Annotated in this window: 25 protein-coding genes and 1 riboswitch; of the genes, 18 read left to right on the forward strand and 7 right to left on the reverse strand. The window is 26.7% G+C overall.

Annotation, left to right across the window (positions count from 1 at the left end):
- The first annotated feature begins 84 nt into the window (after positions 1-84).
- The 6 genes from K0039_RS17170 to K0039_RS17195 all read left to right on the forward strand — a co-directional run bounded on the left by K0039_RS17170 (position 85) and on the right by K0039_RS17195 (position 5,569).
- Positions 85-855 (forward strand): tetratricopeptide repeat protein, encoded by a 771-nt coding sequence (locus K0039_RS17170; protein ID WP_228106302.1) that lies wholly within the window; start codon positions 85-87, stop codon positions 853-855.
- 96 nt (positions 856-951) lie between these two features.
- Positions 952-1,058, forward strand: a riboswitch (SAM riboswitch).
- Between the two features lie 93 nt (positions 1,059-1,151).
- Positions 1,152-2,360 (forward strand): homoserine dehydrogenase, encoded by a 1,209-nt coding sequence (locus K0039_RS17175; RefSeq protein WP_228106303.1) that lies wholly within the window; start codon positions 1,152-1,154, stop codon positions 2,358-2,360.
- Positions 2,361-2,486: 126 nt separating this feature from the next.
- Positions 2,487-3,170, forward strand: coding sequence for a GTP pyrophosphokinase (locus K0039_RS17180; protein ID WP_228106304.1), 684 nt, complete (start codon positions 2,487-2,489; stop codon positions 3,168-3,170).
- Positions 3,171-3,310: 140 nt separating this feature from the next.
- The gene (locus K0039_RS17185; RefSeq protein WP_228106305.1) at positions 3,311-3,667 is read left to right on the forward strand and encodes a CoA-binding protein; all 357 of its coding nucleotides are present in this window, start codon (positions 3,311-3,313) and stop codon (positions 3,665-3,667) included.
- 190 nt (positions 3,668-3,857) lie between these two features.
- Positions 3,858-4,715 carry a thermonuclease family protein gene (locus K0039_RS17190; RefSeq protein ID WP_228106306.1) on the forward strand — a complete coding sequence of 286 codons (858 nt, stop codon included), beginning with the start codon at positions 3,858-3,860 and terminating at the stop codon, positions 4,713-4,715.
- 128 nt (positions 4,716-4,843) lie between these two features.
- Entirely contained in the window at positions 4,844-5,569 is a 726-nt protein-coding gene (locus tag K0039_RS17195; RefSeq protein ID WP_228106307.1) for a putative ABC transporter permease, read from the forward strand.
- A 198-nt stretch (positions 5,570-5,767) separates the two neighbouring features.
- Here K0039_RS17195 and hpf read toward each other — a convergent pair whose 3' ends face one another.
- Positions 5,768-6,301, reverse strand: a complete 534-nt coding sequence (gene hpf, locus K0039_RS17200) for a ribosome hibernation-promoting factor, HPF/YfiA family (RefSeq protein ID WP_228106308.1) — start codon at positions 6,299-6,301, stop codon at positions 5,768-5,770.
- A 271-nt stretch (positions 6,302-6,572) separates the two neighbouring features.
- Entirely contained in the window at positions 6,573-6,734 is a 162-nt protein-coding gene (locus tag K0039_RS17205; RefSeq protein WP_228106309.1) for a hypothetical protein, read from the reverse strand.
- Between the two features lie 441 nt (positions 6,735-7,175).
- On the opposite strand from K0039_RS17205, the gene K0039_RS17210 reads away from it, so the two are divergent.
- The 4 genes from K0039_RS17210 to K0039_RS17225 all read left to right on the forward strand — a co-directional run bounded on the left by K0039_RS17210 (position 7,176) and on the right by K0039_RS17225 (position 10,602).
- Positions 7,176-7,703, forward strand: a complete 528-nt coding sequence (locus K0039_RS17210) for a sigma-70 family RNA polymerase sigma factor (protein ID WP_228106310.1) — start codon at positions 7,176-7,178, stop codon at positions 7,701-7,703.
- Positions 7,696-8,487: a DUF6241 domain-containing protein gene (locus K0039_RS17215; protein WP_228106311.1), complete on the forward strand. Its 792-nt coding sequence runs from the start codon at positions 7,696-7,698 to the stop codon at positions 8,485-8,487. The genes K0039_RS17210 and K0039_RS17215 overlap by 8 nt, the downstream gene beginning before the upstream one ends.
- Positions 8,488-8,622: 135 nt before the next feature.
- Positions 8,623-9,381, forward strand: a complete 759-nt coding sequence (surE, locus tag K0039_RS17220) for a 5'/3'-nucleotidase SurE (RefSeq protein ID WP_228106312.1) — start codon at positions 8,623-8,625, stop codon at positions 9,379-9,381.
- Between the two features lie 441 nt (positions 9,382-9,822).
- On the forward strand, positions 9,823-10,602 hold the full coding sequence (locus K0039_RS17225) for a ZIP family metal transporter (RefSeq protein WP_228106313.1): 780 nt from the start codon (positions 9,823-9,825) through the stop codon (positions 10,600-10,602).
- 143 nt (positions 10,603-10,745) lie between these two features.
- Here the strand turns inward: K0039_RS17225 and K0039_RS17230 are convergent, their stop codons facing one another.
- Positions 10,746-11,627 carry a LysR substrate-binding domain-containing protein gene (locus K0039_RS17230; RefSeq protein WP_228106314.1) on the reverse strand — a complete coding sequence of 294 codons (882 nt, stop codon included), beginning with the start codon at positions 11,625-11,627 and terminating at the stop codon, positions 10,746-10,748.
- 219 nt (positions 11,628-11,846) lie between these two features.
- On the opposite strand from K0039_RS17230, the gene K0039_RS17235 reads away from it, so the two are divergent.
- From K0039_RS17235 to K0039_RS17260, 6 genes are all read left to right on the forward strand, one after another.
- Positions 11,847-12,668: a nitroreductase family protein gene (locus tag K0039_RS17235; protein ID WP_228106315.1), complete on the forward strand. Its 822-nt coding sequence runs from the start codon at positions 11,847-11,849 to the stop codon at positions 12,666-12,668.
- Between the two features lie 89 nt (positions 12,669-12,757).
- The gene (locus tag K0039_RS17240) at positions 12,758-12,973 is read left to right on the forward strand and encodes a hypothetical protein (RefSeq protein ID WP_228106316.1); all 216 of its coding nucleotides are present in this window, start codon (positions 12,758-12,760) and stop codon (positions 12,971-12,973) included.
- A gap of 101 nt (positions 12,974-13,074) precedes the next feature.
- Positions 13,075-13,956, forward strand: coding sequence for a lipoyl synthase (gene lipA / locus K0039_RS17245; RefSeq protein ID WP_331476776.1), 882 nt, complete (start codon positions 13,075-13,077; stop codon positions 13,954-13,956).
- Between the two features lie 3 nt (positions 13,957-13,959).
- Positions 13,960-14,943, forward strand: a complete 984-nt coding sequence (gene lplA, locus K0039_RS17250) for a lipoate--protein ligase (protein WP_228106317.1) — start codon at positions 13,960-13,962, stop codon at positions 14,941-14,943.
- A 52-nt stretch (positions 14,944-14,995) separates the two neighbouring features.
- Positions 14,996-15,832, forward strand: coding sequence for an aldo/keto reductase (locus K0039_RS17255; RefSeq protein WP_228106318.1), 837 nt, complete (start codon positions 14,996-14,998; stop codon positions 15,830-15,832).
- A 20-nt stretch (positions 15,833-15,852) separates the two neighbouring features.
- Positions 15,853-16,293 (forward strand): GNAT family N-acetyltransferase, encoded by a 441-nt coding sequence (locus K0039_RS17260; protein ID WP_228106319.1) that lies wholly within the window; start codon positions 15,853-15,855, stop codon positions 16,291-16,293.
- Between the two features lie 42 nt (positions 16,294-16,335).
- Here the strand turns inward: K0039_RS17260 and K0039_RS17265 are convergent, their stop codons facing one another.
- The 4 genes from K0039_RS17265 to K0039_RS17280 all read right to left on the reverse strand — a co-directional run bounded on the left by K0039_RS17265 (position 16,336) and on the right by K0039_RS17280 (position 19,467).
- A complete protein-coding gene (locus tag K0039_RS17265; RefSeq protein WP_228106320.1) occupies positions 16,336-16,674 on the reverse strand; it encodes a PqqD family protein in 339 nt (112 codons plus the stop codon).
- On the reverse strand, positions 16,674-18,593 hold the full coding sequence (locus K0039_RS17270; RefSeq protein WP_228106321.1) for an OPT family oligopeptide transporter: 1,920 nt from the start codon (positions 18,591-18,593) through the stop codon (positions 16,674-16,676). The genes K0039_RS17265 and K0039_RS17270 overlap by 1 nt, the downstream gene beginning before the upstream one ends.
- 299 nt (positions 18,594-18,892) lie before the next feature.
- Positions 18,893-19,102 (reverse strand): hypothetical protein, encoded by a 210-nt coding sequence (locus K0039_RS17275; protein WP_228106322.1) that lies wholly within the window; start codon positions 19,100-19,102, stop codon positions 18,893-18,895.
- Entirely contained in the window at positions 19,099-19,467 is a 369-nt protein-coding gene (locus tag K0039_RS17280; protein WP_228106323.1) for a nitroreductase family protein, read from the reverse strand. The genes K0039_RS17275 and K0039_RS17280 overlap by 4 nt, the downstream gene beginning before the upstream one ends.
- Positions 19,468-19,663: 196 nt before the next feature.
- Here K0039_RS17280 and K0039_RS17285 point away from each other — a divergent pair, with 196 nt between their 5' ends.
- Positions 19,664-21,781, forward strand: a complete 2,118-nt coding sequence (locus K0039_RS17285; RefSeq protein WP_228106324.1) for a DNA topoisomerase III — start codon at positions 19,664-19,666, stop codon at positions 21,779-21,781.
- Positions 21,782-21,865: 84 nt separating this feature from the next.
- Positions 21,866-23,641, forward strand: coding sequence for a BglG family transcription antiterminator (locus K0039_RS17290; RefSeq protein WP_228106325.1), 1,776 nt, complete (start codon positions 21,866-21,868; stop codon positions 23,639-23,641).
- Positions 23,642-23,766: the final 125 nt, after the last annotated feature.

Below are 23,766 nucleotides of genomic sequence, written 5' to 3' on the forward strand. Positions count from 1 at the left end.
AGATGTAATTGAAATAGTAAAAAAAGTGCTTCATTATTTGAAAAAGATACAGTTGAAAATGCTATAAAAACATGTGAAGCTTATTTGAAAGAATACCCTAACAATATATTTTTAAAATTTAGAATGGCATCTTTATATATAGTGTCAATTCCAAGTGCAAAAGATGAAGAAGAAGCTAAAGTTATTTTAAATAAATCTATAGATTTATTTGAAGAATCTGCAAAAAGTAGCAAAATAGAAATAAGTGAAGTTTCCAAGTATAGCTTAAGTTCTTTATATTCAATGAATGAAGATTTTAAAAAGGCAGAAGATGTTTTACTAAGCCTACCAAAAATAACAGTAGATAGAGATGATATGTTAGTAGGATTATATATTAATCAAAATAAAAAAGATGAAGCAATTGAACTTTTAAGAACTTTAACTTATAAAAAATTAAGTAGTCTAAAAATGTCCTTAGATAGTTATATAAGCTTATTTGCTCAAGATAAAGATTATGATATAGCAAAAGAGGTGCTTAAACTTCAAGATAAGCTCGTAGATATTTTTCAGGTTAGCAGTATCTATGGAGTAAGTAATAATCTTATGTATGGAGAACTATATGCTAAGGAGAAAAATATTAAAAAAACATTAGATTATATTGAAAAGTTACTTGAATGCTATGAGATGGATTTTAATTTTGAAAAATATTTATTATTTAACAAAATAGAGCTAAATTCAGGTGTTCACTCTAAAGCATATATTCTTGTAAGTTTGAAGAAATTATTATTAGATGATAAATATTCTTTTTTAAGAGAAGACAAAAGATTTGACGAAATATTGAATAAATTGTATAGAATGTGTAATCAACATATATAAGAATTACACAATGCTTATATAATTTAAGTTTATAGAATTTTCTTTACATTAAATATAAATTCTGCTATCATTTAAATCAAATAAAAAATTAAATACTTCTTATCCAGAGAGGTGGAGGGAAAGGCCCTGTGAAACCCAGCAACCAGTATATATTTATATACAATGGTGCTAAGTCCTGCAGCAATTATGCTGAAAGATAAGTATAAATTATAGTCTACAAAGCCTGAGTTTATACTCAGGCTTTTTTATATTTGTGGGGATAAAGAAGTTAATATGTTATCAAGGAGGATTTAAACATGAAAATAGCAATACTTGGATATGGAACGGTAGGAAAAGGTCTGGTAGATATGATAGACAGTAATAAAGAAAAAAGAAATATAAAAATAGTAAGTATATTAGTAAATAATAAAAGTAAGCATAAAGATTCAAAATATGCAAATTTAATTACAGAAGATGTGGAGGAAGTATTTAATAAAGAATTTGATATATTAGTAGAGCTAATAGGAGGATTAAATCCTGCATATGAATATATAAAAAGAGCTTTAGAAAGTAAAATAAATGTTGTTACTGCTAATAAAGATATGCTTGCAGAATATGGTGACAAACTAGTGACAATAGCTAAAGAAAACAATGTTAGCTTAAGATTTGAGGCATCAGTAGGTGGAGGAATTCCTGTTCTTAAACCACTTATAGAATCGCTGGAAGGAAATCTGATAAAAAGTATGTATGCAATTCTAAATGGAACTACAAATTATATACTTAGTAAAATGTATGATGAAAATTTATCTTATGAAGAAGTTTTAAAAGAAGCTCAAGAATTGGGGTTTGCAGAAGCTAATCCAGAATCAGATGTAGAGGGATATGATGCAGCAAGAAAATTATCTATTTTATCAACATTAGCTTATGACAGAAGAGTTTATTGGAGAGATTTCTATTTAGAAGGCATTTCAAGAATAGATATGAAAGATATTTACTATGCAAAGAAATTGGGATGCAAAATAAAGTTAGTAGGTAAAAGTGAGATAAGTGACGAAAAAATTAGTGGGTATGTTAGGCCAGTACTTGTAGACAATGATAGTTTGCTTTCAAGGGTGGATAATGAATACAATATAGTTGTTTTAAATGGCAATTCTGTAGGAGAGGTTTCTTTTGTGGGAAAAGGTGCAGGGAAAGAACCTACAGGAAGTGCGGCTTATGCTGATGTAATTGATATACTTGATAAAAGAGTATGTAATATTGATTCATTTACTAAAGAAAAAATAGAAGTAGAAAAAACTATAAATCATAATTGTGAAGCACTATTAATATTTAAATCACCTAAAAAGGATGAAATTATAGATCTTATTAATGACTGTGTATATGATCATAGAATAATAGATTCAACTAAAGAGGAATTGGCAATAATGATCTCCGTAGATTCTGAATATGAGATTAACAATATTTTATGTTTTATTAATAACAAGGGATATTGTAAAGAGTACAGAAGATTATTAAAAATAATTTAATAATATTATATAATCCATATTTGTGATATTATAATAAGGTATAAAGTTTAAAGAAACTAAAAATAGAAAATTAAAGAAGATTTATAATTATTATAAAGTGTTTTGACATGGAGGGAGAACTTACAAATGATAAAAGCGCAAATAAGGGATCAACTTATAAAAGGATTAATCGATGATAATGTTATAGATTTATTTCAACGTAACATGATGCCTCTTAACCAGCTTATGTCTTATTATCGTTGTGCAATTATGGAAGTGGAAACAAAATTTAAAGTTTTAAATGAACAGTTTTCCCTTCAATATGATAGAAATCCAATAGAAACAATAAAATCTAGACTAAAGTCGCCAGAAGGTATAGTTAAAAAATTAAAGCGTAAAGGATATCCATTTTCTCTTGAATCAATAGAAGAAAATATAAATGATATTGCAGGTATAAGAGTAATTTGCTCTTTTCCAGAAGATATATATTTACTTGCAGAATGCTTATTACAACAAGACGATGTAACTTTAATAGAAGTTAAGGATTATATAAAAAATCCAAAAGAAAGTGGATATAGAAGTTTACATTTAATTATAGAGGTGCCAATTTTCTTAGAAAATGAAAAGAAAAACATGAAGGTAGAGGTTCAACTAAGAACTATAGCTATGGACTTTTGGGCAAGTTTGGAGCATAAGTTACGTTATAAAAAAGATATACCTCAAGAAGAAGCAGATATGCTGGCTAAGAACTTAGTAGAATGTGCTGAAATTAGCGCTGATCTTGATAATCGTATGGAGGAAATAAGAAATAGAATATTGAAAAATAGTTAGTAATTTAAGTCATACGGGTATATATCCATATGACTTTTTATTTTGAAAATTTTAATTATATTTTGAAATATTATTTATATATAAACTGAAATGAATAATACTAATTATAATAGAGTACATAAAACTTAGGAGGAAAAATTATGGATTTAAAAGAAATAATGCAATATAATACTTTTGCAGTGTTAGGAGATACATTAAATGAAGAAAAATATGCGTATAAGATAAAAAATGAGCTGATTAATAGTAATTATAAAGTATATTCTGTTGGAAAAGAATTAAAGTCTATCAATGATATTGATGAAGAAATTGATATAATTGATTTATGCATTAATCCTCCTGCAGGATTAAAACTATTAAAAGAAAATAAGAAGAAATTTAAATGTGTTGTTATACAACCAGGAGCAGGTAGTGATGAAATTATTAAATTTTTAGATGAAAATAATTATGATTATATAGATGGATGTTTATTGGTTGGAATTAGACTTTATTCTAAATAAGATAAACATTAATAATCTTTTAATAAATTTAATAAAAAATAGTGTAAAGAGCCTAATTCATATTAGGCTCTTTTATGTTTTGAAAGAAAATTTATAACAAAAACTTATTCAGTATTTGTCATAAAAAAGTTATACTTATATTATTGATTAAAAAAATGTAAAATAATGTAGAAATGATAAGGAGAGACAGATGAAATTATTTAAGACAAACAAATTTAAATCATTATTATTAGCGGGAGCACTGTCTTTATCATTATTCTTTGGAGGATGTTCTAGTAGTACAACAATTTTAAGTACAATAACTGGTTCTAACACCACTCAAGATAAAAATGATAATTACAGCACGTCTAATAATGGTTCAGTACCAAAGGGCTCAGCTGAAGCTTCTGTAGAACGAGTTGTTGATGGTGATACAATGAAGGTGAAATTGAAAGATTCTGGGAAAATAGTTACATTAAGATTATTATTAATAGATACACCAGAGTCTGTAAAACCTGGTGTAGACCCACAACCATATTCAATAGATGCATCAAATTTTGCCAAAGGATTACTTCAAGTAGGAGATAAAGTATATATTGAATATGATCATGGAGATAAAACTGATAAATATGATAGACATTTATGCTATTTATGGTTTTACAACAAAGAAGATAAAAGTTGGAAAATGTTTAATGAAAAAATTGTAGAAGAAGGCCTAGCAAGAGTTGGATATGTTTATTCCCAAAGAAGACACCTAGATACTTTATATAAAGCTCAAGATAAAGCTAAGGCAAGCAAGCTAAATATATGGTCAGTTAATGGATATGTTACAGACAAAGGTTTTGATGTAGATACATATAATAATGGAGGTGCTATATCAAGTAATAGTAGCTCTAGTAATAATACAAGTCAAAGTAATTTAAATGAAACTGTATATGCAAATGGAGGCAATTCAAGCTCAAATAAATATCATTCTTCTGAACATGCACACGGAATGAAGGGAGCTATTAAAATTACTGAATTACAAGCTAAGTCAAAGGGATATAAAGCATGTGGATTATGTTATTAATAATTTAAGCAAATTTTATAAACGTTATTAGATTTTATATGCAAATAGTAGATTTAAAATATATTAAGTATAAAAAGATTTAAATAATTATCTATTATATAAAACTTATAAAAAATGAGGTGAACATCGTGAGTTATTTTTTAATATTGGCATTTATATTTTTTATTGGAAGTATTGTAGGGTGGGTAATAGAATTAATTTTTAGAAGGTTTTTCTCTGGAGCAAACCCAGAAAGAAGATGGATAAATCCAGGATTTTTAATAGGACCATATTTGCCCCTTTATGGATTTAGTTTATGTGTATTATTTTTATTAGCTCAAATAAATATTAATTTTATACACAATAAATTTATAGAGGAATTAGTTTTATTTACTATTATGGCCTTAGTTGTTACTTTTATTGAATATTTAGCTGGCCTTATTTTTATTAAAGGAATGAATATAAAGTTATGGGACTATACAGATGAATATGGAAATATACAAGGTATTATTTGTCCTAAGTTTTCAATTTTTTGGGCAATATTAAGTGCCATATATTACTTTTTAATTCATCCTGATATACTAGAATCTCTTTATTGGCTATCAAACCATTTATCATTTTCTTTTGTAATGGGCTTTTTCTACGGTGTATTTGTTATAGATGTATGTTATTCTTTAAAAATTATGGTTCATATAAGAAAATTTGCCAATGACAATGAAATAATTGTTAAATATGAATTATTAAAAGAAAACATTAGGAAAAGAAATGAAGAAATAATTGGAAAGAAAAAATTTATTTTTGCAATGCACTCTGGAAGAGAGGAATTTCTGAAACATTTAAAACATTATAAGGAAGAGTTGAATAAGAAGATATAATTAAAAAATTAAATTGAATTCTTATGAATTTGTGATAGGTTCCTAAAAGTTATTAATGTATAAAGAAAAAGTTAAGGTATGGTTTATTTGATCCATACCTTAACTAAAACTACTATATAAAGTTACTTTCAGAAAAAATCTAAGAGATTATTTTTATTTAATAATATTAAAAAGCAAATTGTATTTCAAACTATATAATTAGATTTGTTCAATTAAACCATAGCCATCATGTCTTTTATAAACAATGTTTATATCTTCAGAGTCTAAATTTCTGAATACGAAAAAGTTATGTCCTAGTAAATCCATTTGCATAATAGCATCTTCAGTTGTTATAGGCTTATCAAGGTTAAATTTCTTAACTTTTTTTATTGTATTTTCACTTTCAATATTTATGTCATTATATTCATTTATGTTATTGAATCTAATACTATCATTAGATCTATTTTTATTTATAAGTTGAGTTTTTAATTTTCTTATCTGCTTATATAACTTGTCGTAGACTTCATCAATAGCATTATATAAATCATTTTTAGAATCTTCTGCTCTAATTATTGTCCCATTTTTAGTAAATATAGTCACTTCAATTTTTTGACTTCTCTTAGTAACATCTAATTTTACATGTACATCTGTATCACTACTTAAATACTTTTCTAAGTTATAGAAAGTATTTTCTATTTTTTCTTTAATAGAATTTGTTAATTCAATTTTTTTTGTGACGATATTAATTTTCATAATATGTACCTCCAATATTAAATGTTTATTTTACTAATTTCATACAGATAAAAATAGTAAATTTTGGTGAATTGTTGATCTCTTTAGAATAGATAGCTACCTTTATTGTTGCAAGTATTTATCTACTTTTAAAATGATTTATACTATTATAGTAGTATGAAAATGTTTTCATGAAAAGTCTATATTTTTACAAATTTTTCTGGTAAAATATAGATTATACGGAGTGTTTTTAATAAGAAAGGATATAATTAAATATTAATATTTTTTGTAATCATAGATATTTAATTAAATCATTACCTGGATAAACAATGTGATTTACCAACTCACCACAAACTGAAAAGACATCTAAAATTCCCATACGAAAAGTTCTTTTCCAGCTTTCTTTAATTTGCTTTTCTTCTTCTAGAAACATTATTCTAAACTTTCCAATCATAAATTGATAGTTATCAACTAAACTTAATATCTATTCAACAGTTCCCTCAATAGCTTTCAAATAAATTTTCTCGCTAATAGAGCACCAAATGACTAACTCCACATCAGTGGATTTATGAAGTGATTTACAAGCTTCACTTATATACCAAATGTAATTTTCTAAAAAAATATGTAATATTTGCAAAATAAAATTTAACAGATACTTTCTAATATTTATTTAAGAATATTGAAAAGATAATTATTGATGTTTTATACAGAAATGATATTTATTATATTATTTTAAGTTGAAATTTTCATTTATCATGTAGATATATATGATTTAGGAATATTAAAAGAGTTTTATTCATTAAAATAATAAAATTACTTTTAAATTTTAAAAAATTAAAACGATTTATTATAAATTTATGTCTAATAGTTGAAAACAAAAATGAAAGGAGTAATCATGGAAGATATACTTTTAGTGAAAAAAGCTATTAAAGGTGATAGAGAAGCCTTTGAAGATTTGATAAATATGTATTTTGATAGATTATACAAAGAGGCATATTTAAGATGTAAACATGAGGAAGATGCGAAAGAAATAGTACAGGAAACAATTTATAAAGCTTATAGAAACATAAAAAGTTTAAAAGAACCAAAATATTTTAAAACTTGGTTAAGCAAAATTCTTATAAATGTATCAAATGATTATATGAGAAAAAATGGAATGATAGAGTTGGAACATGATGAAAATGATTATGTAAAAAAAGTACATAATGATGACCAAGTAGAAATTAAAATAGATTTATACAATGCAATAGATGAGTTAGAAGATAAATATAAGGATGTAATTATTTTTAGATATATAGAGGATTTGAAAATTGAAGATATATCCAAAATTTTGGAGCATCCAGTAAATACTATAAAGACGCATATTAGAAAGGCAATAAAAGACATGAAAAATCTGTTAAAGGAGGATTACATTAATGATTAAAAAGAAAAAAGATATTAATTTGAATAATGAAAATATGGATGATATGACAATGGAAGAAATTGATAAAGAAATGAATGATTTTTATATAGATAAAGAGAAAATAGATGATATAAAATATAGCTTTGATAAAGATAGCATCATAAAGGAAGCTATAGATAAAGCAGAAGTAGATATATGTAAGAGTAAAAATAAGAAAAGATATGTTAAAATAGCAGATAGAATAGTTATTTTATTATCTATCGGAGTATATAGTCCAGCATTAGCTTATTATGTAAAGCCAGTAATGGCAGTTTTGGAAAAAATAAATGATGTTTTAAAAGTAGATGAAATAAGCGCCGCATTAGAGTTGGACACAATAATTCCAAAGGCTGTAGTAGAGGATAATAAAATTCACTTTGTAAAAATAACGAGATACAAGGTAGATAAAACGAAAGAAAGCAATGACAGTAATAATAAAAATACAGTTTATGATGAGTATGGAGTAGTTAATTTTATACATAAAATGTCTAATCAAATTATCAATCCAGCCGATGGCAAAAAGTTTGGAGTGATAAAGATAACTCCTAAAAATATTGAAATAGCACTAAATTCAATAAATAATATAAAAAACAAAGAAGCTAAAGAATATTTAGAAAAAGAACTTACAAAATGGAAAAATGGAGATTTTAATAATGCAGTGGAAGTACATAATTATGTATGGCATATGCTAGATGGACAAATTGGAATAGCATCAACTCTCGATGAGAAAGAAATAAATAAAATTAAAGAAAAATATTTTAAGTAAAATAAAAGTGTAGGAATTTTTATTTATGAAAAGTAATATATAAGGATGAGGGTGAATCTCATCCTTTTTTTATGAAAAATTGATAAGTAATAATTATTATGGCAAAATAAATAATATGATGAAGGAGGAATTTTCATGAATATATTAATAACTAACGACGATGGAATATTTGCAGATGGAATTATAGAATTAGCAAAAGAAATATCTAAAATAGCAAATGTTTATGTAGTTGCGCCAGAAAGTCAAAAAAGTGCAACAGGACATTCTATAACAATACATAGTCCCATAATGGTGCAAGAAGCTTATATTGCAGATAATATAAAGGCCTATTCCATATCAGGAACACCAGCAGATTGTGTAAAAGTGGGAATAGATGCTATATTTAAGGATATAGATTTTGATTTAGTTTTAAGTGGAATAAATAATGGTCCTAATTTGGGAACGGACGTTATATATTCAGGAACGGTGTCAGCAGCAATAGAAGGGCTTATTTTAAATAAACCATCAATTGCAGTGTCATATAATGAATTTAAAGTTAAAAGTGAAGTTTATAAAGAATCAGCTAAATATGTAGTTATGCTTGTAGAAAATATCAAAGATAAATTGAATTTACTTAATGACTGTATATTAAATGTAAATATACCTAATACAACAATAAAAGGAAGTAAGATAACTAAGTTGGGAGAAAGAAAATACGATAATGTAATGGAAGAAAGAATAAGTCCTTTTGGTCAACGATATTTTTGGATAGGAGGAAATATTAGGGAACTAGATCAAGATGAATATAGTGATATTACTTGTGTGACTGATGGTTATATTTCCATAACACCTGTTAATATTGAAATGACTAATTTGAAAAAATTTGAAATACTAAAAAATATAGAAATTTTATAGTAGATTTTATTAAATTTAATTATGTTTAGTAATATATAATGAAAATAGAATAAGAATAATGAAAAGCTAGAGTATATTGAAAAATATATAGAGTATATAAATTTATAAAAAGTCAGCAAGTGTTTGCTGGCTTTTATTTTTGTAAAATATTAAGCTATACAAATATTAAAGATGTAATTTTGAAATAGTGAAAATCAATGTAATTCCTTGACAAGTAATCTTTATATAATTAAAATTGATAATAATTATCAACTGTGGGTATAAATAAAATGATATAGTTATTATAAAAATGAAAAAATCTACACAAATATTATAAAATAATGAACCAGAATTATTTTCTCAAAATGTATCAATCTTAAGCATGGATTTTTAGGAAATTATTTTATTTTTAAAAATGTCATAAGTATTTAAATTATACGAAGAATGGGGGGAGATAGAATAATGAATACAATGATTGGAGTTTTAATACCTCTTGTAGGTACTACATTAGGAGCTGCTTGTGTTTTTATAATGAAAAAAGAGATTAATGCATTAGTTAATAAAGGTTTACTTGGTTTTGCTTCAGGTGTAATGATTGCTGCCTCTGTATGGTCATTAATAATACCAGCTATTAATATGAGCAGTAATATGGGCAAATTAGCTTTTGCTCCGGCAGCAATAGGAATTCTTGTAGGTATAGGATTTATGCTTATATTAGATATGATTATTCCTCACTTGCATTATAATAATGATAAACCAGAAGGACTAAAAAGTGAAAAAATAAGAAAAACAACTATGCTCGTATTAGCAGTTGCTCTTCATAACATACCAGAGGGAATGGCAGTTGGAGTAGTGTTTGCAGGAGTTATAAGTCAAGAAAGTACAATAACTATGGCTGGAGCATTCATACTTTCAATAGGAATAGCAATTCAGAATTTTCCAGAAGGAGCCATAATTTCCATGCCGTTAAGAAGTGAAGGTGTGAGTAAATCAAAATCATTCTTTTATGGATTTTTATCTGGTGTAGTGGAGCCTATTGGTGCAGTATTAACTATTTTATTTTCAACAACTATTCAACCTTTAATGCCATATCTTTTATCTTTTGCTGCTGGAGCTATGATTTATGTGGTTGTAGAAGAATTAATACCAGAAGCATCTGTGGGAGAACATTCCAATATAGGAACTATTGGATTTGCATTAGGTTTTGTAATAATGATGATTTTAGATGTAGCCTTAGGATAACAGAGATATTATAAAGTATAGTTAAAAAATGTAAAAAAACTTACTTGATTTAAACATGTGCTTACAAATAACATAGTTATGTTATTTGTAAGCACAACATAACTATGTTATGTATAGATAATATACTTTTATATACTATTAATTTAAATATTATTTATTTTTAAAATATGATTTTTAAATTCATTTATGACTTTTGAATTTAAATTATTTTTATTCCATACCATGTAAATAGATTTATAACCAATATCTTCTTTTATATTTAATATGGAAATTTCATTCGTATTTATCATAGGTGTGTTTGGAACTATAGTGATTCCTGCGCCAGCAGCTACTAATCCAACTAAAATACCTGCCTCACTAGGTTGTACAGATATTTTTGGCGTATAATCAATAAATTTAGTATAAGAAATCCCTTTATTGCTGAAGCCCTTATTATAAACTACAAATAATTCATCTTTTAACTCTGAGAGTGAGACTTCAGTTTTATTTGAAAGATGATGTGATTTTGATGTTACTAAAACATACTTTTGTTTACTAACCAATACAGTTTTAATCTCAGGATAATTATTAATACAACTAATATCATCAAAAAATCCTAAGTCAGTTTTTCTAGTGCTAAGATTATTTAAGATTTTTTCCACAGAAGTATTGTTAAATTTAAATTTAATATCTGAATGTACTTCAAGAAAACTACTAATTATAAAAGGAATAAAACTAGTTCCAATACACTCAGTATATGAAAGAGATATATTTTTTTCTTCGTCTTTTTTCATATATTTTAACTCTTCAATACCTTTTTCAATATCATTTAATGCTAGTTTAGCATAATTTAAAAATACTTCTCCAAATCTGGTGATCTCAATATTTCTACCATTTTTTTCGAAAAGTGGGACATCTAACTCCTCTTCTAGTTTAGAAATAGCTTTACTAAGTGCAGGTTGTGTTACTGATAATATATTAGAAGCAGTTGTAAAGCTTTTATTTTGTGCAATAGTTATAAAGTATTCCAAATGTTGCAAGTTCATAATTATTCTCCTTAAAAATAAAAAATCAATTTCGATATATAACTAAAAGTTATTATTATATGAATAATAGCCATTAGACCTTTTTAAAATTATAGTGATATAATAACAATATATTGATTAAAAATCTAGATGAATTAGTAATTAATTATAAATTATTTTTATATATTTTATAATGAAATTATTAACTTATTAAGATAGTAAAAATGGTGGAGGTTAAAAATGTTTAATGTAGATAAAGAAAAATGTATAGGATGTACTAAGTGTATGAAAGACTGTCCAGTAAATGATATTTTTATAGAGAATAAAAAAGCTAATATAAAAAATCAAGCTTGTATGAAATGTGGTCATTGTGTAGCAGTCTGTTCAACTATGGCAATTTCAACAGATGATTATAATATGGATGATGTTGTTGAATATGAAAAGGAAAGTTTTGAAGTAGAATCTGAAAATCTATTAAATTTTATAAAATTTAGAAGAAGTGTGAGAAGCTTTAAAGATAAAGAAATTGAAAAAGAAAAAATAGAAAAAATAATAGAAGCAGGTAGATTCACACAAACAGCAACTAATAGTCAAGATGTATCTTATACTGTAGTTACTAATAAAATAGAACCATTAAAAGAATTAGCTTTTGAAAGTTTAAATAAAAAAGGTGAATATATTCTTAATAATTTAACTCCTGAAACAGAATATTTAAAAAGATATGCTACTTTATGGACTAATTTTTATAAAGCATATAAAGAAGATCCAATTAAAAATGATAGATTATTTTTTAATGCACCAGTAGTAATAATTGTGACTGCTAATAATGAGTTTAATGGAGCAATAGCTTCTTCAAATATGAATCTTATGGTAGATGCTTTAGGTCTTGGAACTTTTTATAGTGGATTTTTAAAAATAGCATCTGAGAATAATAAAGAAATATTAGATTTAATAGAAATAAAAGATAATCAAAAGATTGCTGCATGCATGGTCGTAGGATACCCAAATGTTAAATATAAAAGAACAGCTCCAAGAAAAGAAGCAGAAATAAATTGGATATAAAATATTAATTTTATCATTTTATATTTAGTATAAATATTATGTTTCATATTATATAATAAGATATAAGTAAAGATATAAAGGAGAATAATATGAAATATACTAAAGAAGAAATGGATATAATAAGTGAAAAAATAATAGAAATGCTAAAAGAAAAAGAAGAAATGAGAATAGGTAAGATAGCGAAGGTGCTTATACACTCAGGTTTAGTTAATTCTAGTTATGAAGTTGATAAAGTACTTAAATATAGAAAAGATTTATTTGTAAGTCCAAAGATGGGAATTTGGAGACTTGTAGAAAGTGAATAAAATTTATAAAGATGAGTAAGAGCTGTAAATAATTTATTTACAGCTCTTATTTATATTTATACAATAAAAGTATAAGACAAAATATGGTAAGAGGTGAAATTATGATGGAGAGCAAAAGAAAAAGGGTTAGAAAACCGGATTGGTTTAAAGTTGCTTATGACAGTGAAGTAGGTAGTATAGGAAAAATGATGGAAGATGATTCACTGCATACAGTGTGCAAAGAAGCAAATTGTCCTAATAGGGGTGAATGTTATAAAAAAAGAACAGTAACGTTTATGATAATGGGGAACCAATGCTCTAGAAATTGTAAATTTTGTAATGTAACTAATGGTGAACCCACACATTTAGATCCACTGGAGCCTTTACATGTTGCTGAGTCTGCTAAAAAATTAGACTTAAAGCATGTTGTTATAACAAGTGTTACTAGAGACGATTTAGAAGATGGTGGGGCAAATCATTTTGCAAAAACTATTGAAGAGGTTAAAAAATTAAATCCAGGGGTAACAATAGAAGTTCTTATTCCTGATTTAAAAGGGGAAGATAAAAATTTAGATATAATAATAAATGCAAAGCCCGATGTTATTAATCATAATATGGAAACCATAGAGAGACTATATGAAAAAGTTAGACCGGAGGCTATATATGAGAGATCTTTATATGTATTAAAATATGTAAAAGAAAATACACCAGAAATTCTTACCAAAACTGGGATTATGGTAGGTCTTGGAGAAAAAGATGAAGAGATATATAAGCTTATGGATGATGTTTTACAAGTAGGGTGTGATATTTTTACCATAGGTCAATATTTACAACCAAGTAGAAAACATGTGGATGTGGAAGAATATGTTTCACTTGAGAAATTCGAAGAATATAGAAAGGTTGGAGTGAAAAAAGGATTTAGATTTATAGCAAGTAGCCCATTAGTTAGAAGTTCTTATAAAGCTGCAGAGGCATTAGAAGCAAAAGCAGTAGAGAGGGGATAAAACATGATTTATATAAATAGTAACTCGACTAGTCCATATTTTAACTTTGCATTGGAAGAATACTTGATGACTGAAAAGGATTTGGGAGACGATGAAATATTTTTATTTTGGAGAACAAATCCTACAGTAATGATTGGAAGATACCAAAATACATACTGTGAAATTAATGAAAAATATATAAAAGAAAACAATATAAACGTAGTAAGACGTAATTCAGGTGGAGGTACTATTTACACTGATGTGGGGGCTTGGCAATTCACATTTATAGAAAAAAATCACAAAGAAAATGGCATTTCTTTTGGCAAATTTACAGAACCAATTGTTCAGGCTCTTAGACAAGAAAAGATTGATGCACATTTCAATAGCAGAAATGATTTATTAATAGGAAATAAAAAGTTTTCTGGAAATGCACAATATAGGAAAGATGATGCTATGTTACACCATGGTTCTATTTTATTTAATACAGATATTAAAGCAATGGTTGAGAGCATAACTGTGGCAGAAGATAAAATTATAGCAAAAGGTATAAAGTCTGTTAGAGAAAGAGTAATAAATATTAGTGAAGTAATGGATAAAAATATTACTAGTGAAGACTTTAGGGATATTATGTTAAAAAGTTTGTTAAAAGATAGCAAAGTCTATACTCTTACCGATGAAGATATTGAAGCTACAAATAAAATCAAAGAAGAAAAATTTGAATCATGGGATTGGAATTATGGTAAAAATCCAGTATTTAATATTAATAGATGGAAAAGATTTGATGGTGGAAGAGTAGATTTTAAACTTGATATTAAAAAGGGAATAATTAAAGGCTGTGTTATAGAAGGTGATTTTTTTCTAAGTGGTGATATTTCTATGGTAGAAAAATCTTTTATTAATTGTAAATATGTTAAAGATGATATATCTAAAATTTTAGATACATTGTATATAGACAAATTTTTTTATAAAATTACTAAGGATGATTTACTTGAATGTATAATTGATTAGAATTAGTTAAAAATGATAAATTAATTAGAGAAAAGAAAGGGACTTAAGCAATATGAGTGAAATTCAAAAAATATTAAATAATGGATTAAAAATACCTTCAATAGGTTTTGGAACTTACCAATCAGGAAGTAATAAAGAAACTGAAAAAATTGTTAAGTATGCTTTAGAAGTTGGATATAGACAAATTGATACAGCATCATTTTATGGAAATGAAGTAGGTATAGGTAATGGAATAAAAGCTAGTAAAATAAACAGAGAAGATATATTCTTAGTTACTAAACTTTGGAATGATGATCATGGATATAAAAAGACTATAGAAGCTTTTAATAAATCATTAGAAAATTTACAAGTTGAATACATAGATTTATATCTTATTCATTGGCCAAACAAATTAAATAATGAAACATGGAAGGCTTTTGAATATCTTTATGAAAGTAAAAAAGTAAAGTCCATAGGTGTTTGTAACTTTAAACAAAGCCATTTGGAAGAATTAATAGAAAATGCAAAGATAAAACCAATGGTAAATCAAGTTGAAATGCATCCCACAAATCAAAAAAATGAATTAGTAAAGTACTGTAATAAATATGAAATTCAACTAATTGCTTGGAGCCCAATAATGAGAGGCAAAATATTCGATAATGAACTTATGATTAGTTTATCTCAAAAATATGAAAAATCAATTGCTCAAATTGTATTAAGATGGCATTTGCAAAGGGCAATTATTCCTATACCAAAATCATCAAATGAAAATAGAATAAAAGAAAATTTAGATATTTTTGATTTTGAAATTTCTAAAGACGATATGATGCAAATTAATTTATTAGATGAAGGATATGATGCCTCTGTAACAGGAGTTCCAGCAAATACAACTTACCTTGATTTTAAATAAAAATTAAAAAGGATAATAGGATGAAAATAATTAAAGTATTAAGCAACAAAAAAGAATATATGGATTTACTGTTACTTGCCGATGAGCAAGAAAGTATGATAAATAAGTACCTTGAAAAAGGAGACATGTTCCTATTAATAGACGAGGGCGTAAAAGCAGAATGTGTTGTTACAAATGAAGGTAGTGGAGTATATGAATTAAAAAATATAGCTACTATTACAAAATTTCAAAATAAAGGCTATGGTAAAATACTTATAAATTATATTCTTAATTATTATAAGGATTGTAATATAATGTATGTGGGAACAGGAGATAGTACTTTAACAATTCCATTTTATCAAAAGTGTGGATTTGAAGAATCTCATAGAGTAAAAAACTTTTTCTTGGACAATTATGATCATCCCATATTTGAAAATGGAAAACAATTAATAGACATGGTTTATTTGAAGTGGAGTAGGTAAATTAATGTTATAAAGGGGCATATCAAATATGCCCCTTAAAATTTACTCAACTCTCTCTATATAATTACAATTAATCTCAATATGATTTAGAAACATTAACAATCTTTCATAAAGAGGATGACAATCCTTGCCATAAATACTTTCTAGATTTTTGCCTATTTCCTCAACAGTTTTTTCACCGTCTATCTGTAAAAAAACAAAACTACAATATTCATCAAGTTTAATCTTCTTATAAAGAGGTATTCTAAATTTTAACTTTCTAAAAAACTTTTGTATAGGATGATTTTGATTTTCTAAAACAGTTACAATTTTATTATCAACTTCGTAATCTATATTATTTGAAATTTTAAATATTAACTTTAAAGCATCCTCGTTATTCATTATTCATCATCCTTAACTTTCGATTTTAGGATAGGCATAATTGTAAGTACTATTAAGACAACTAATAATAGGGCAGCCATACCATTTCCAGCAGCAAATCCAGTAGGGGCATTTCCGCCAACTACACCAGTTACTTGACATATTATACCAATAAGTCCAAGTATAGAACCACCAGCAACTAAACCAGAAGATAAACTTATACCATTACTAACTTTAACTTCTTTATCTTTTTCGCCTTTAGATGTTTTTTCAACAAATACACGGATTAAAGCTCCAACTAAGATTATAGAAGTAGTTGCAACCGGTAAGTAGAATCCTATAGCAACTGTCATTATAGGTAAATCTAATAGGTATAGAACTATTGCCATAAATACACCAACTACAATCATAACCCATGGTAATTGACCAGACATTATACCTGAAGTAAGTGTAGACATTAAGTTAGCTTGAGGTAGAGCAAATGGAGGGTTATCACCAGTTATTTTTAATTGATCTGTTAGTAAAACTATAACAGCAACAACAACTATAACACCAACAATACTTGCTATTGTAAAATAACGTTGCATCTCGTTTTTGTTACCACCTATAACATAAGTTACTTTTTGAGATTGAAAGTATCCACCAGCAATAGCTATTGAAACAACTATAAATGATCCAAATAAAAGTAAAGATTTATTATCAACTGTAGAAGTCCATCCCATAATTACAAATATTAAAGTAACTATAACTAAAGAAGCTATTGTCATACCAGACACAGGAAGGTTAGATGTTCCTATAGTTCCTGTTAATCTACCAGCAACTATAACGAATAATAAAGATAAGATAAATGATAATATAGCTCCTATAATAGCCATTAAAATATTCCCGGAAATAATAAATGAAGCAATAAACCCAATAATAACTCCACCTATTAAAATTAATAATTGAGTAGAAGAACCATCACCTTTAGTAGCAGTAGCTCTTGCTTTAGCAGTTTCTTTTACTGAAGCAATTATAGTTGGTATAAGTTTTATAGCCCCAATTATACCACCACATAACATCATACCTGCACCTATGTATTTAACATAAGCACTAGAAATATCTGCAACAGCCATTTGATTTACTGCTAATGAGGCATTATTCCATACCATGATACCGTCACCGGCCATTTCGGTGAAGTAACCAAGTAATGGAGTAATACCAAATACTGATAATATGGAACCAGCAAACATTGTTAAAGAAACATCAAGACCTACTATGAATCCAATACCTAATAATAGTGGATTAACTTCCAAATCGAATTTCCACTTATACCAAGATTTACCCGAAAAAGACATTACGTTGTTTGCTATATTTAGAAAAGCACTTGTAAGTGTATTTAAAGCACCACCTATAACAAATCCAACACCCATGTATTTTATAGAATCTCCACCACTGTCTGAAGCTACCAAAGTTTCAGATATAGCCATAGACTCAGGGTAAACAAGTTGGCCATGTTGATCAATAATTAAGTAATTATAAACAAGTGAAGCTATACCTATACCAAATAACACACCACCAACACCAACAGAAAGACCTTCTAAGAAGGAAACTTCACTACCTATTAATATAACAGACGGTAATACAAATATAAGACCACTGGCAACAGATTCACCACCACTTGACATACCTTGAATTAAGTTTTTGCCAAGTATGCCTTTTTGTTTTGCAAAAATAGCAACAAAGGCTGAACCTATGATTGCACCAGGAATTCCGGCAGCAACAGTAAGACCTGCTTTCATACCGGAGTATGCGGTAGAAGCTGAAAATATGGCAGCAAAAACAATACCAATAATAAGTACAGCAGCATTTCCACCAGTTCTTGACTTATCAGTAATATATGGAACGTAGTCCTTTCCAGCTACACCTCCATAAGCCTCCTTTGGTAATTTTTTGTTCAAATTACACACCCCCTTATTTTGTTAAATAAATTGTAGCACAGGAAAATTAATATCTTTGTTAAATTAATATACATATAACGACAAAAATACATAAAATTTTTTTTGTAAATAATATAAAAAATAATTAGCTTGTCATAATCAATGTTATTGTGTAGATATATGCAAGAAAAAAATTAACACACAAATAAATATAAAGAATTTACTTTATTATTTAAGATAATTTAAGAAATCAGTTTTAGGCAAATATTTAAGTATAATAAAAGAAAAAGGATACGCATTAAAAGCATACCCTCTTATTTCTAATCTATGATTAAATCATTAATAATAATCTTAGGAACATGATGAGTTTTATTATCTTCCATCCAATATTTTATATCCTCATCTTTATTAATATCTTCTACAATAACTGTCTGTGCAGGTTTTCCAATAGCAAGAGCTATATGTATTATATAATCCTCAGATAAGTTTAATATTTGGGCTATTCTTTTTCTATTTAAAGCTCTTATCATACAACCACCAAGGTTTTTTCAACAGCACCCAACATTATAGTTTGGCTTGCTATTCCAATGTCACAAGATAAAATAGGATCTATTAAAGTACCTTCCTTAGAGACTATTAAAATAATACCAGTTGGTCTTTCACCCTCCGTTGGACCAGTCCAATCTTTTAAATATGCAGCCCATGTAAGATAAGGATAAATTTCCTTCAAAATGTCTTCTTTATATATGGGAATGAATCTTAAATATTGACCATTTTTGCCACAAGGAGAAAACCTAGCCAGCTCTATTAGATCTACTAAATCATTTCTTTTCAATTTATAACTTTCATCGAAAACTCTGTAACTTCTGCTTTTTTCAACTAAATCTCTTATCACAATATCACCCCTAATTTTATATGATAATTATAGTTTATCACACTAGGATTATTTAAGGAGATATATAAAGTATTATGTGATAGATTTCGTTGAACCTATGAACAAAGTGAATTTTATGGTAAAATTATTAGTTATAAAGATAAAGATATATATAACATATTATTTTAAAATGTATTTAAAATAAGAAAGGATTAAAATGAAAAAAATATTAGTGTTAGCAGAAAAACCTTCAGTTGGAAGAGATATTGCTAGAGTATTAAATTGTAATAAAGATAAAAATGGATATATAGAAGGAGATAAATATATAGTAACTTGGGCATTAGGACATCTCGTAACACTTGCAGATCCTGAAAGTTATGGGGAAAAATACAAGTCTTGGAAAATGGAAGATTTGCCAATAATACCCACAAAACTAAAAACTGTAGTTATTAAAAAAACATCTAAACAGTTTAACACAGTTAAATCTCAGTTAAATAGAGATGATGTTTGTGAAATAGTTATAGCAACAGATGCAGGAAGAGAAGGAGAGCTTGTTGCCAGATGGGTAATAGAAAAAGCTCATGTGAAAAAGCCAATTAAACGTCTTTGGATTTCATCAAGTACAGATAAAGCAATTAAAGAAGGTTTTGAAAAATTAAAAGATGGAAGACAGTATAATAATTTATATTATTCAGCAATAGCAAGAGCAGAAGCTGACTGGATTGTAGGAATAAATGGGACTCGTGCTCTTACTACAAAATATAATGCTCAACTTTCTTGTGGTAGAGTTCAAACTCCAACTCTTGGAATGATTTTAAAAAGAGAAGATGAAATAAGAAAATTTGTGGCAAAGGAGTATTATTCTATAGATATTTCTACTAAAAAAGGTAGCTCTAATTTTAAGATGAATTGGATAGATAAAAAAAATAATACAACTTCTTTTAATGAAGAAAAAATAGAAAAGATAGCAAAAAAATTAAACAATAAAGAAATAAAAATTATAGATGTTAAAAAAGTAGATAAGAAAAGATACTCTAAACCGCTATATGACTTGACAGAATTACAAAGAGATGCAAATAAAAAATTTGGTTTCTCAGCAAAAGAAACATTATCAATAATGCAAAAGCTATACGAACATCACAAAGTTCTTACTTATCCAAGAACAGATTCTAGATATTTGACTACAGATATAGTTGAAACATTAAAAGATAGAATAAAAGCAGTTAATGTAAGTGATTATTCAAAAGTTTGTAATAAATTATTAAAAACTAATATTAAAGGAAATAAGTCTTTTGTAGATAATTCTAAAGTCACTGATCACCATGCAATAATACCAACAGAAGAAAGAGTATTTCTTGGTGATTTGAGTGATAAAGAAAGAAAAATTTATGACTTAGTAGTAAAAAGGTTTTTAAGCATACTTTGCCCTCCATTTGAATATGTGGAAACGACTATTACTGGTAGTTGTGAAGGAGAAAACTTTAGAGCTAAAGGTAATAAAGTGATTAACCTTGGATTTACAGAAGGATATGGAGATGACGAAGAAGAAAAACTAGATAGTATTCCAGCAATCTTAGTAAATGATATATTAAAGATTGAAGAAGTAAAAGTTAAAACTGGAAAAACTAATCCACCTCCATACTTAAACGAAGGAACTTTACTTACAGAAATGGAGAAAAGTAATTTGGGAACAGTTGCTACTAGAGCAGATATAATCGAAAAATTATTTAATTCTTTTTCAGTAGAAAAGAAAAATAACAAAGAAATACACATTACTTCAAAAGGTAGACAGTTATTAGATTTAGCTCCTGAAAAATTAAAAACACCAGACTTAACAGCTCAGTGGGAGAAAAAGCTTACAGATATATCAAATGGAAAAGCAAATAAAGAGACTTTTATTGAAGATATTAAAACTTATACAAAAGAAATAGTAAAAGATATAAATAAAAGTGATAGCAAGTTCAAACATGATAATTTAACGAAAAATAAATGTCCTAACTGTGGTAAATTTATGCTTGAGGTTAATGGTAAAAAAGGAAAGATGTTAGTTTGTGAAGATAGAGAGTGTAACACGAGAAAAACAGTATCACAAGTAACAAATTCTAGATGTCCTAATTGTCATAAAAAATTAGAACTTAGAGGCGAAGGAGAAAATAAAATATTTGCATGTGCTTGTGGATATAGAGAAAAATTATCTGCGTTTAATAAAAGAAAGCAAGAAGAAAAGCAAAAAGGATCTAAAAAAGATATACAAAAATACTTAAAGAATCAAAACAAAAAAGAAGAAAGTTTCAATAATCCATTTGCTGAAGCTTTAGCAAAACTAAAAAAATAAAACATTAAAGATAAAAAATGGGTAAATAATATTTGGGAAATTTTATTAAAATCTATGGAATATATGAGCAAAAGAGGTGTGAGTATGAATAATTTAAGTACAAGGGCCTTAGCTATAATAGAAATATTGAAAGAGTTAAATCATCCTGTAAGTAGTTTAGCTTTAAGTGAAGAGATTGGATGTTCAACAAAAACAATTCAAAGTGAAATTAAAGATATTAATAAACAACTAAAGGATACTAAAATAATTTCTATTAGGGGAGTAGGTTATAAATTAGAAGGAAAAATTGATGTATCTGAATGTAATAATAATACTTTAGGAAACATAGATAGAATTGAATTTATAATTAAAACAATGCTCAACTTAAATTTACAAGAAGAAAAAAGTATTAAGTTGGAAGAGTTGTCAGATGCTATGTTTATTAGTGTTTCTTCTGTAAAGAATGATTTAAAAGAAGTAAAAGAAATTCTAAGCAAATATAATATAAATATTGTGTCTAGGCATAAGCATGGAATCGGTGTTGAAGCCGATGAATCAGAAGTTATAAGATGCATAATAGACTTATGCTCTAGAAAACATAATGAATTAACATTACAAGATTTTTTAACTGAAGATGTAAGCAATAAAGTATTTAACTTGAAAAATGAAATATTAAAATACTTAAATAATGAAAATTTAATTTTAAGTGATATAGAATTCAAAAATCTATGTAGTACAATTTTTATTAAACTAAGCCGAAATAATTACAAGGATTATGATAAATTTATTAAAAATTATATAAAAGAATATAAAGTTAAACGTGAAGCAATAATGAATGATAATGTAAATAAAGAAAAAATAACTAAAGCAATTGCTTTATTTTGTAAAAATTTAAAATTAGCTACAGCCATAGATATTAGTAAAGATGAGTTCTTTATGGAGTGTTTATATAACCATATAAATAATTTGATTAAAAAAGATAAGTTGGGAATTTGTAACTATAATGTGGTAAATAATGATGTGAAAATTAAATATCCTTATGCTTATGAGCTTGCTAAAATAGCTAAAAAAGCCATAGAAAATGAGCTGGATTTGAAAATTGGTGAAGATGAAGTATCTAATATTGCTGTTCATGTGGGAGGAGCAGTGGAGAGATATTCAAGTAATAAAAAAAGAAAAATATTTAAGGTTATTATTGTTTGTGCATCTGGAGCTGGTACATCTATGTTAATAAATACTAAGCTACAGCAATTATTTAAAGACAGGATAGAAATAGTAAAAATTATTCCTTCTTATTTAATTGAGTATATAGACCCTGCTGTGGTAGATTTTTTAATATCAACAATGCCTTTAGAGTACAACAAAATACCAGTTATTAATGTATCACCATTTTTAACTGAAAAAGAAATTAAAATAATAGAAAAATTCATGGACACAGGATATGTTTATGAAGATGTGAATGTGAAAGACTTCTTTGATAGAGCATTATATTTTACAGATTTGGATTGTAAAAATAAAGAAGAAGTTCTAGACTTTATGAGTGATGCATTATTAAAAAAAGACATCATTGATGAAGAAATGAAAAAATCCTATTTTGAAAGGGAGCAAATTGCCACAACAGAAATAGGAAATATGGTGTCAATGCCTCATGGCTCTAAAGGTAATATAAAAGAAAATAAAATAGTAGTTGGTATTCTAAACGAACCTATAGATTGGGAGTATGGAAAAGTTAGGCTTGTAATAATGCTAGCATTAAATAACGAAAAGATACTTGACTATGAACAAGTATTTTCAAGTATCTATAATAAATTAGATACAACATCAAAAGTGGTTAATATTTGTGAAAACAAATCTTATGAAAAGTTTATAAAACTGTTTTAAGCAACGTACCTAAAGCAGACAAAGTTAAATTTCTCTTTTAATTAAGAGAAATTTTTTGTCTTTTTGGAGAAAGCCTTTTCATATATCATAGTCATAGGATACAAAAGTAATTTAAAGAGCAAAAT

The organism is Terrisporobacter mayombei (genome assembly GCF_020748465.1).
Classification (GTDB): domain Bacteria; phylum Bacillota; class Clostridia; order Peptostreptococcales; family Peptostreptococcaceae; genus Terrisporobacter; species Terrisporobacter mayombei.

What these genes read in the sequence shown, in the direction of transcription:
- lplA (WP_228106317.1), top strand. Translation starts at nt 13,960, where the DNA reads ATGATTTATATAAATAGTAACTCGACTAGTCCATATTTTAACTTTGCA.
- K0039_RS17225 (WP_228106313.1), top strand. Translation starts at nt 9,823, where the DNA reads ATGAATACAATGATTGGAGTTTTAATACCTCTTGTAGGTACTACATTA.
- K0039_RS17210 (WP_228106310.1), top strand. Translation starts at nt 7,176, where the DNA reads ATGGAAGATATACTTTTAGTGAAAAAAGCTATTAAAGGTGATAGAGAA.
- K0039_RS17285 (WP_228106324.1), top strand. Translation starts at nt 19,664, where the DNA reads ATGAAAAAAATATTAGTGTTAGCAGAAAAACCTTCAGTTGGAAGAGAT.
- K0039_RS17230 (WP_228106314.1), bottom strand. Translation starts at nt 11,627, where the DNA reads ATGAACTTGCAACATTTGGAATACTTTATAACTATTGCACAAAATAAA.
- K0039_RS17290 (WP_228106325.1), top strand. Translation starts at nt 21,866, where the DNA reads ATGAATAATTTAAGTACAAGGGCCTTAGCTATAATAGAAATATTGAAA.
- K0039_RS17205 (WP_228106309.1), bottom strand. Translation starts at nt 6,734, where the DNA reads ATGATTGGAAAGTTTAGAATAATGTTTCTAGAAGAAGAAAAGCAAATT.
- lipA (WP_331476776.1), top strand. Translation starts at nt 13,075, where the DNA reads ATGATGGAGAGCAAAAGAAAAAGGGTTAGAAAACCGGATTGGTTTAAA.
- K0039_RS17275 (WP_228106322.1), bottom strand. Translation starts at nt 19,102, where the DNA reads ATGATAAGAGCTTTAAATAGAAAAAGAATAGCCCAAATATTAAACTTA.
- K0039_RS17185 (WP_228106305.1), top strand. Translation starts at nt 3,311, where the DNA reads ATGGATTTAAAAGAAATAATGCAATATAATACTTTTGCAGTGTTAGGA.
- K0039_RS17190 (WP_228106306.1), top strand. Translation starts at nt 3,858, where the DNA reads ATGAAATTATTTAAGACAAACAAATTTAAATCATTATTATTAGCGGGA.
- K0039_RS17175 (WP_228106303.1), top strand. Translation starts at nt 1,152, where the DNA reads ATGAAAATAGCAATACTTGGATATGGAACGGTAGGAAAAGGTCTGGTA.
- hpf (WP_228106308.1), bottom strand. Translation starts at nt 6,301, where the DNA reads ATGAAAATTAATATCGTCACAAAAAAAATTGAATTAACAAATTCTATT.
- surE (WP_228106312.1), top strand. Translation starts at nt 8,623, where the DNA reads ATGAATATATTAATAACTAACGACGATGGAATATTTGCAGATGGAATT.
- K0039_RS17235 (WP_228106315.1), top strand. Translation starts at nt 11,847, where the DNA reads ATGTTTAATGTAGATAAAGAAAAATGTATAGGATGTACTAAGTGTATG.
- K0039_RS17265 (WP_228106320.1), bottom strand. Translation starts at nt 16,674, where the DNA reads ATGAATAACGAGGATGCTTTAAAGTTAATATTTAAAATTTCAAATAAT.
- K0039_RS17255 (WP_228106318.1), top strand. Translation starts at nt 14,996, where the DNA reads ATGAGTGAAATTCAAAAAATATTAAATAATGGATTAAAAATACCTTCA.
- K0039_RS17180 (WP_228106304.1), top strand. Translation starts at nt 2,487, where the DNA reads ATGATAAAAGCGCAAATAAGGGATCAACTTATAAAAGGATTAATCGAT.
- K0039_RS17215 (WP_228106311.1), top strand. Translation starts at nt 7,696, where the DNA reads ATGATTAAAAAGAAAAAAGATATTAATTTGAATAATGAAAATATGGAT.
- K0039_RS17260 (WP_228106319.1), top strand. Translation starts at nt 15,853, where the DNA reads ATGAAAATAATTAAAGTATTAAGCAACAAAAAAGAATATATGGATTTA.
- K0039_RS17240 (WP_228106316.1), top strand. Translation starts at nt 12,758, where the DNA reads ATGAAATATACTAAAGAAGAAATGGATATAATAAGTGAAAAAATAATA.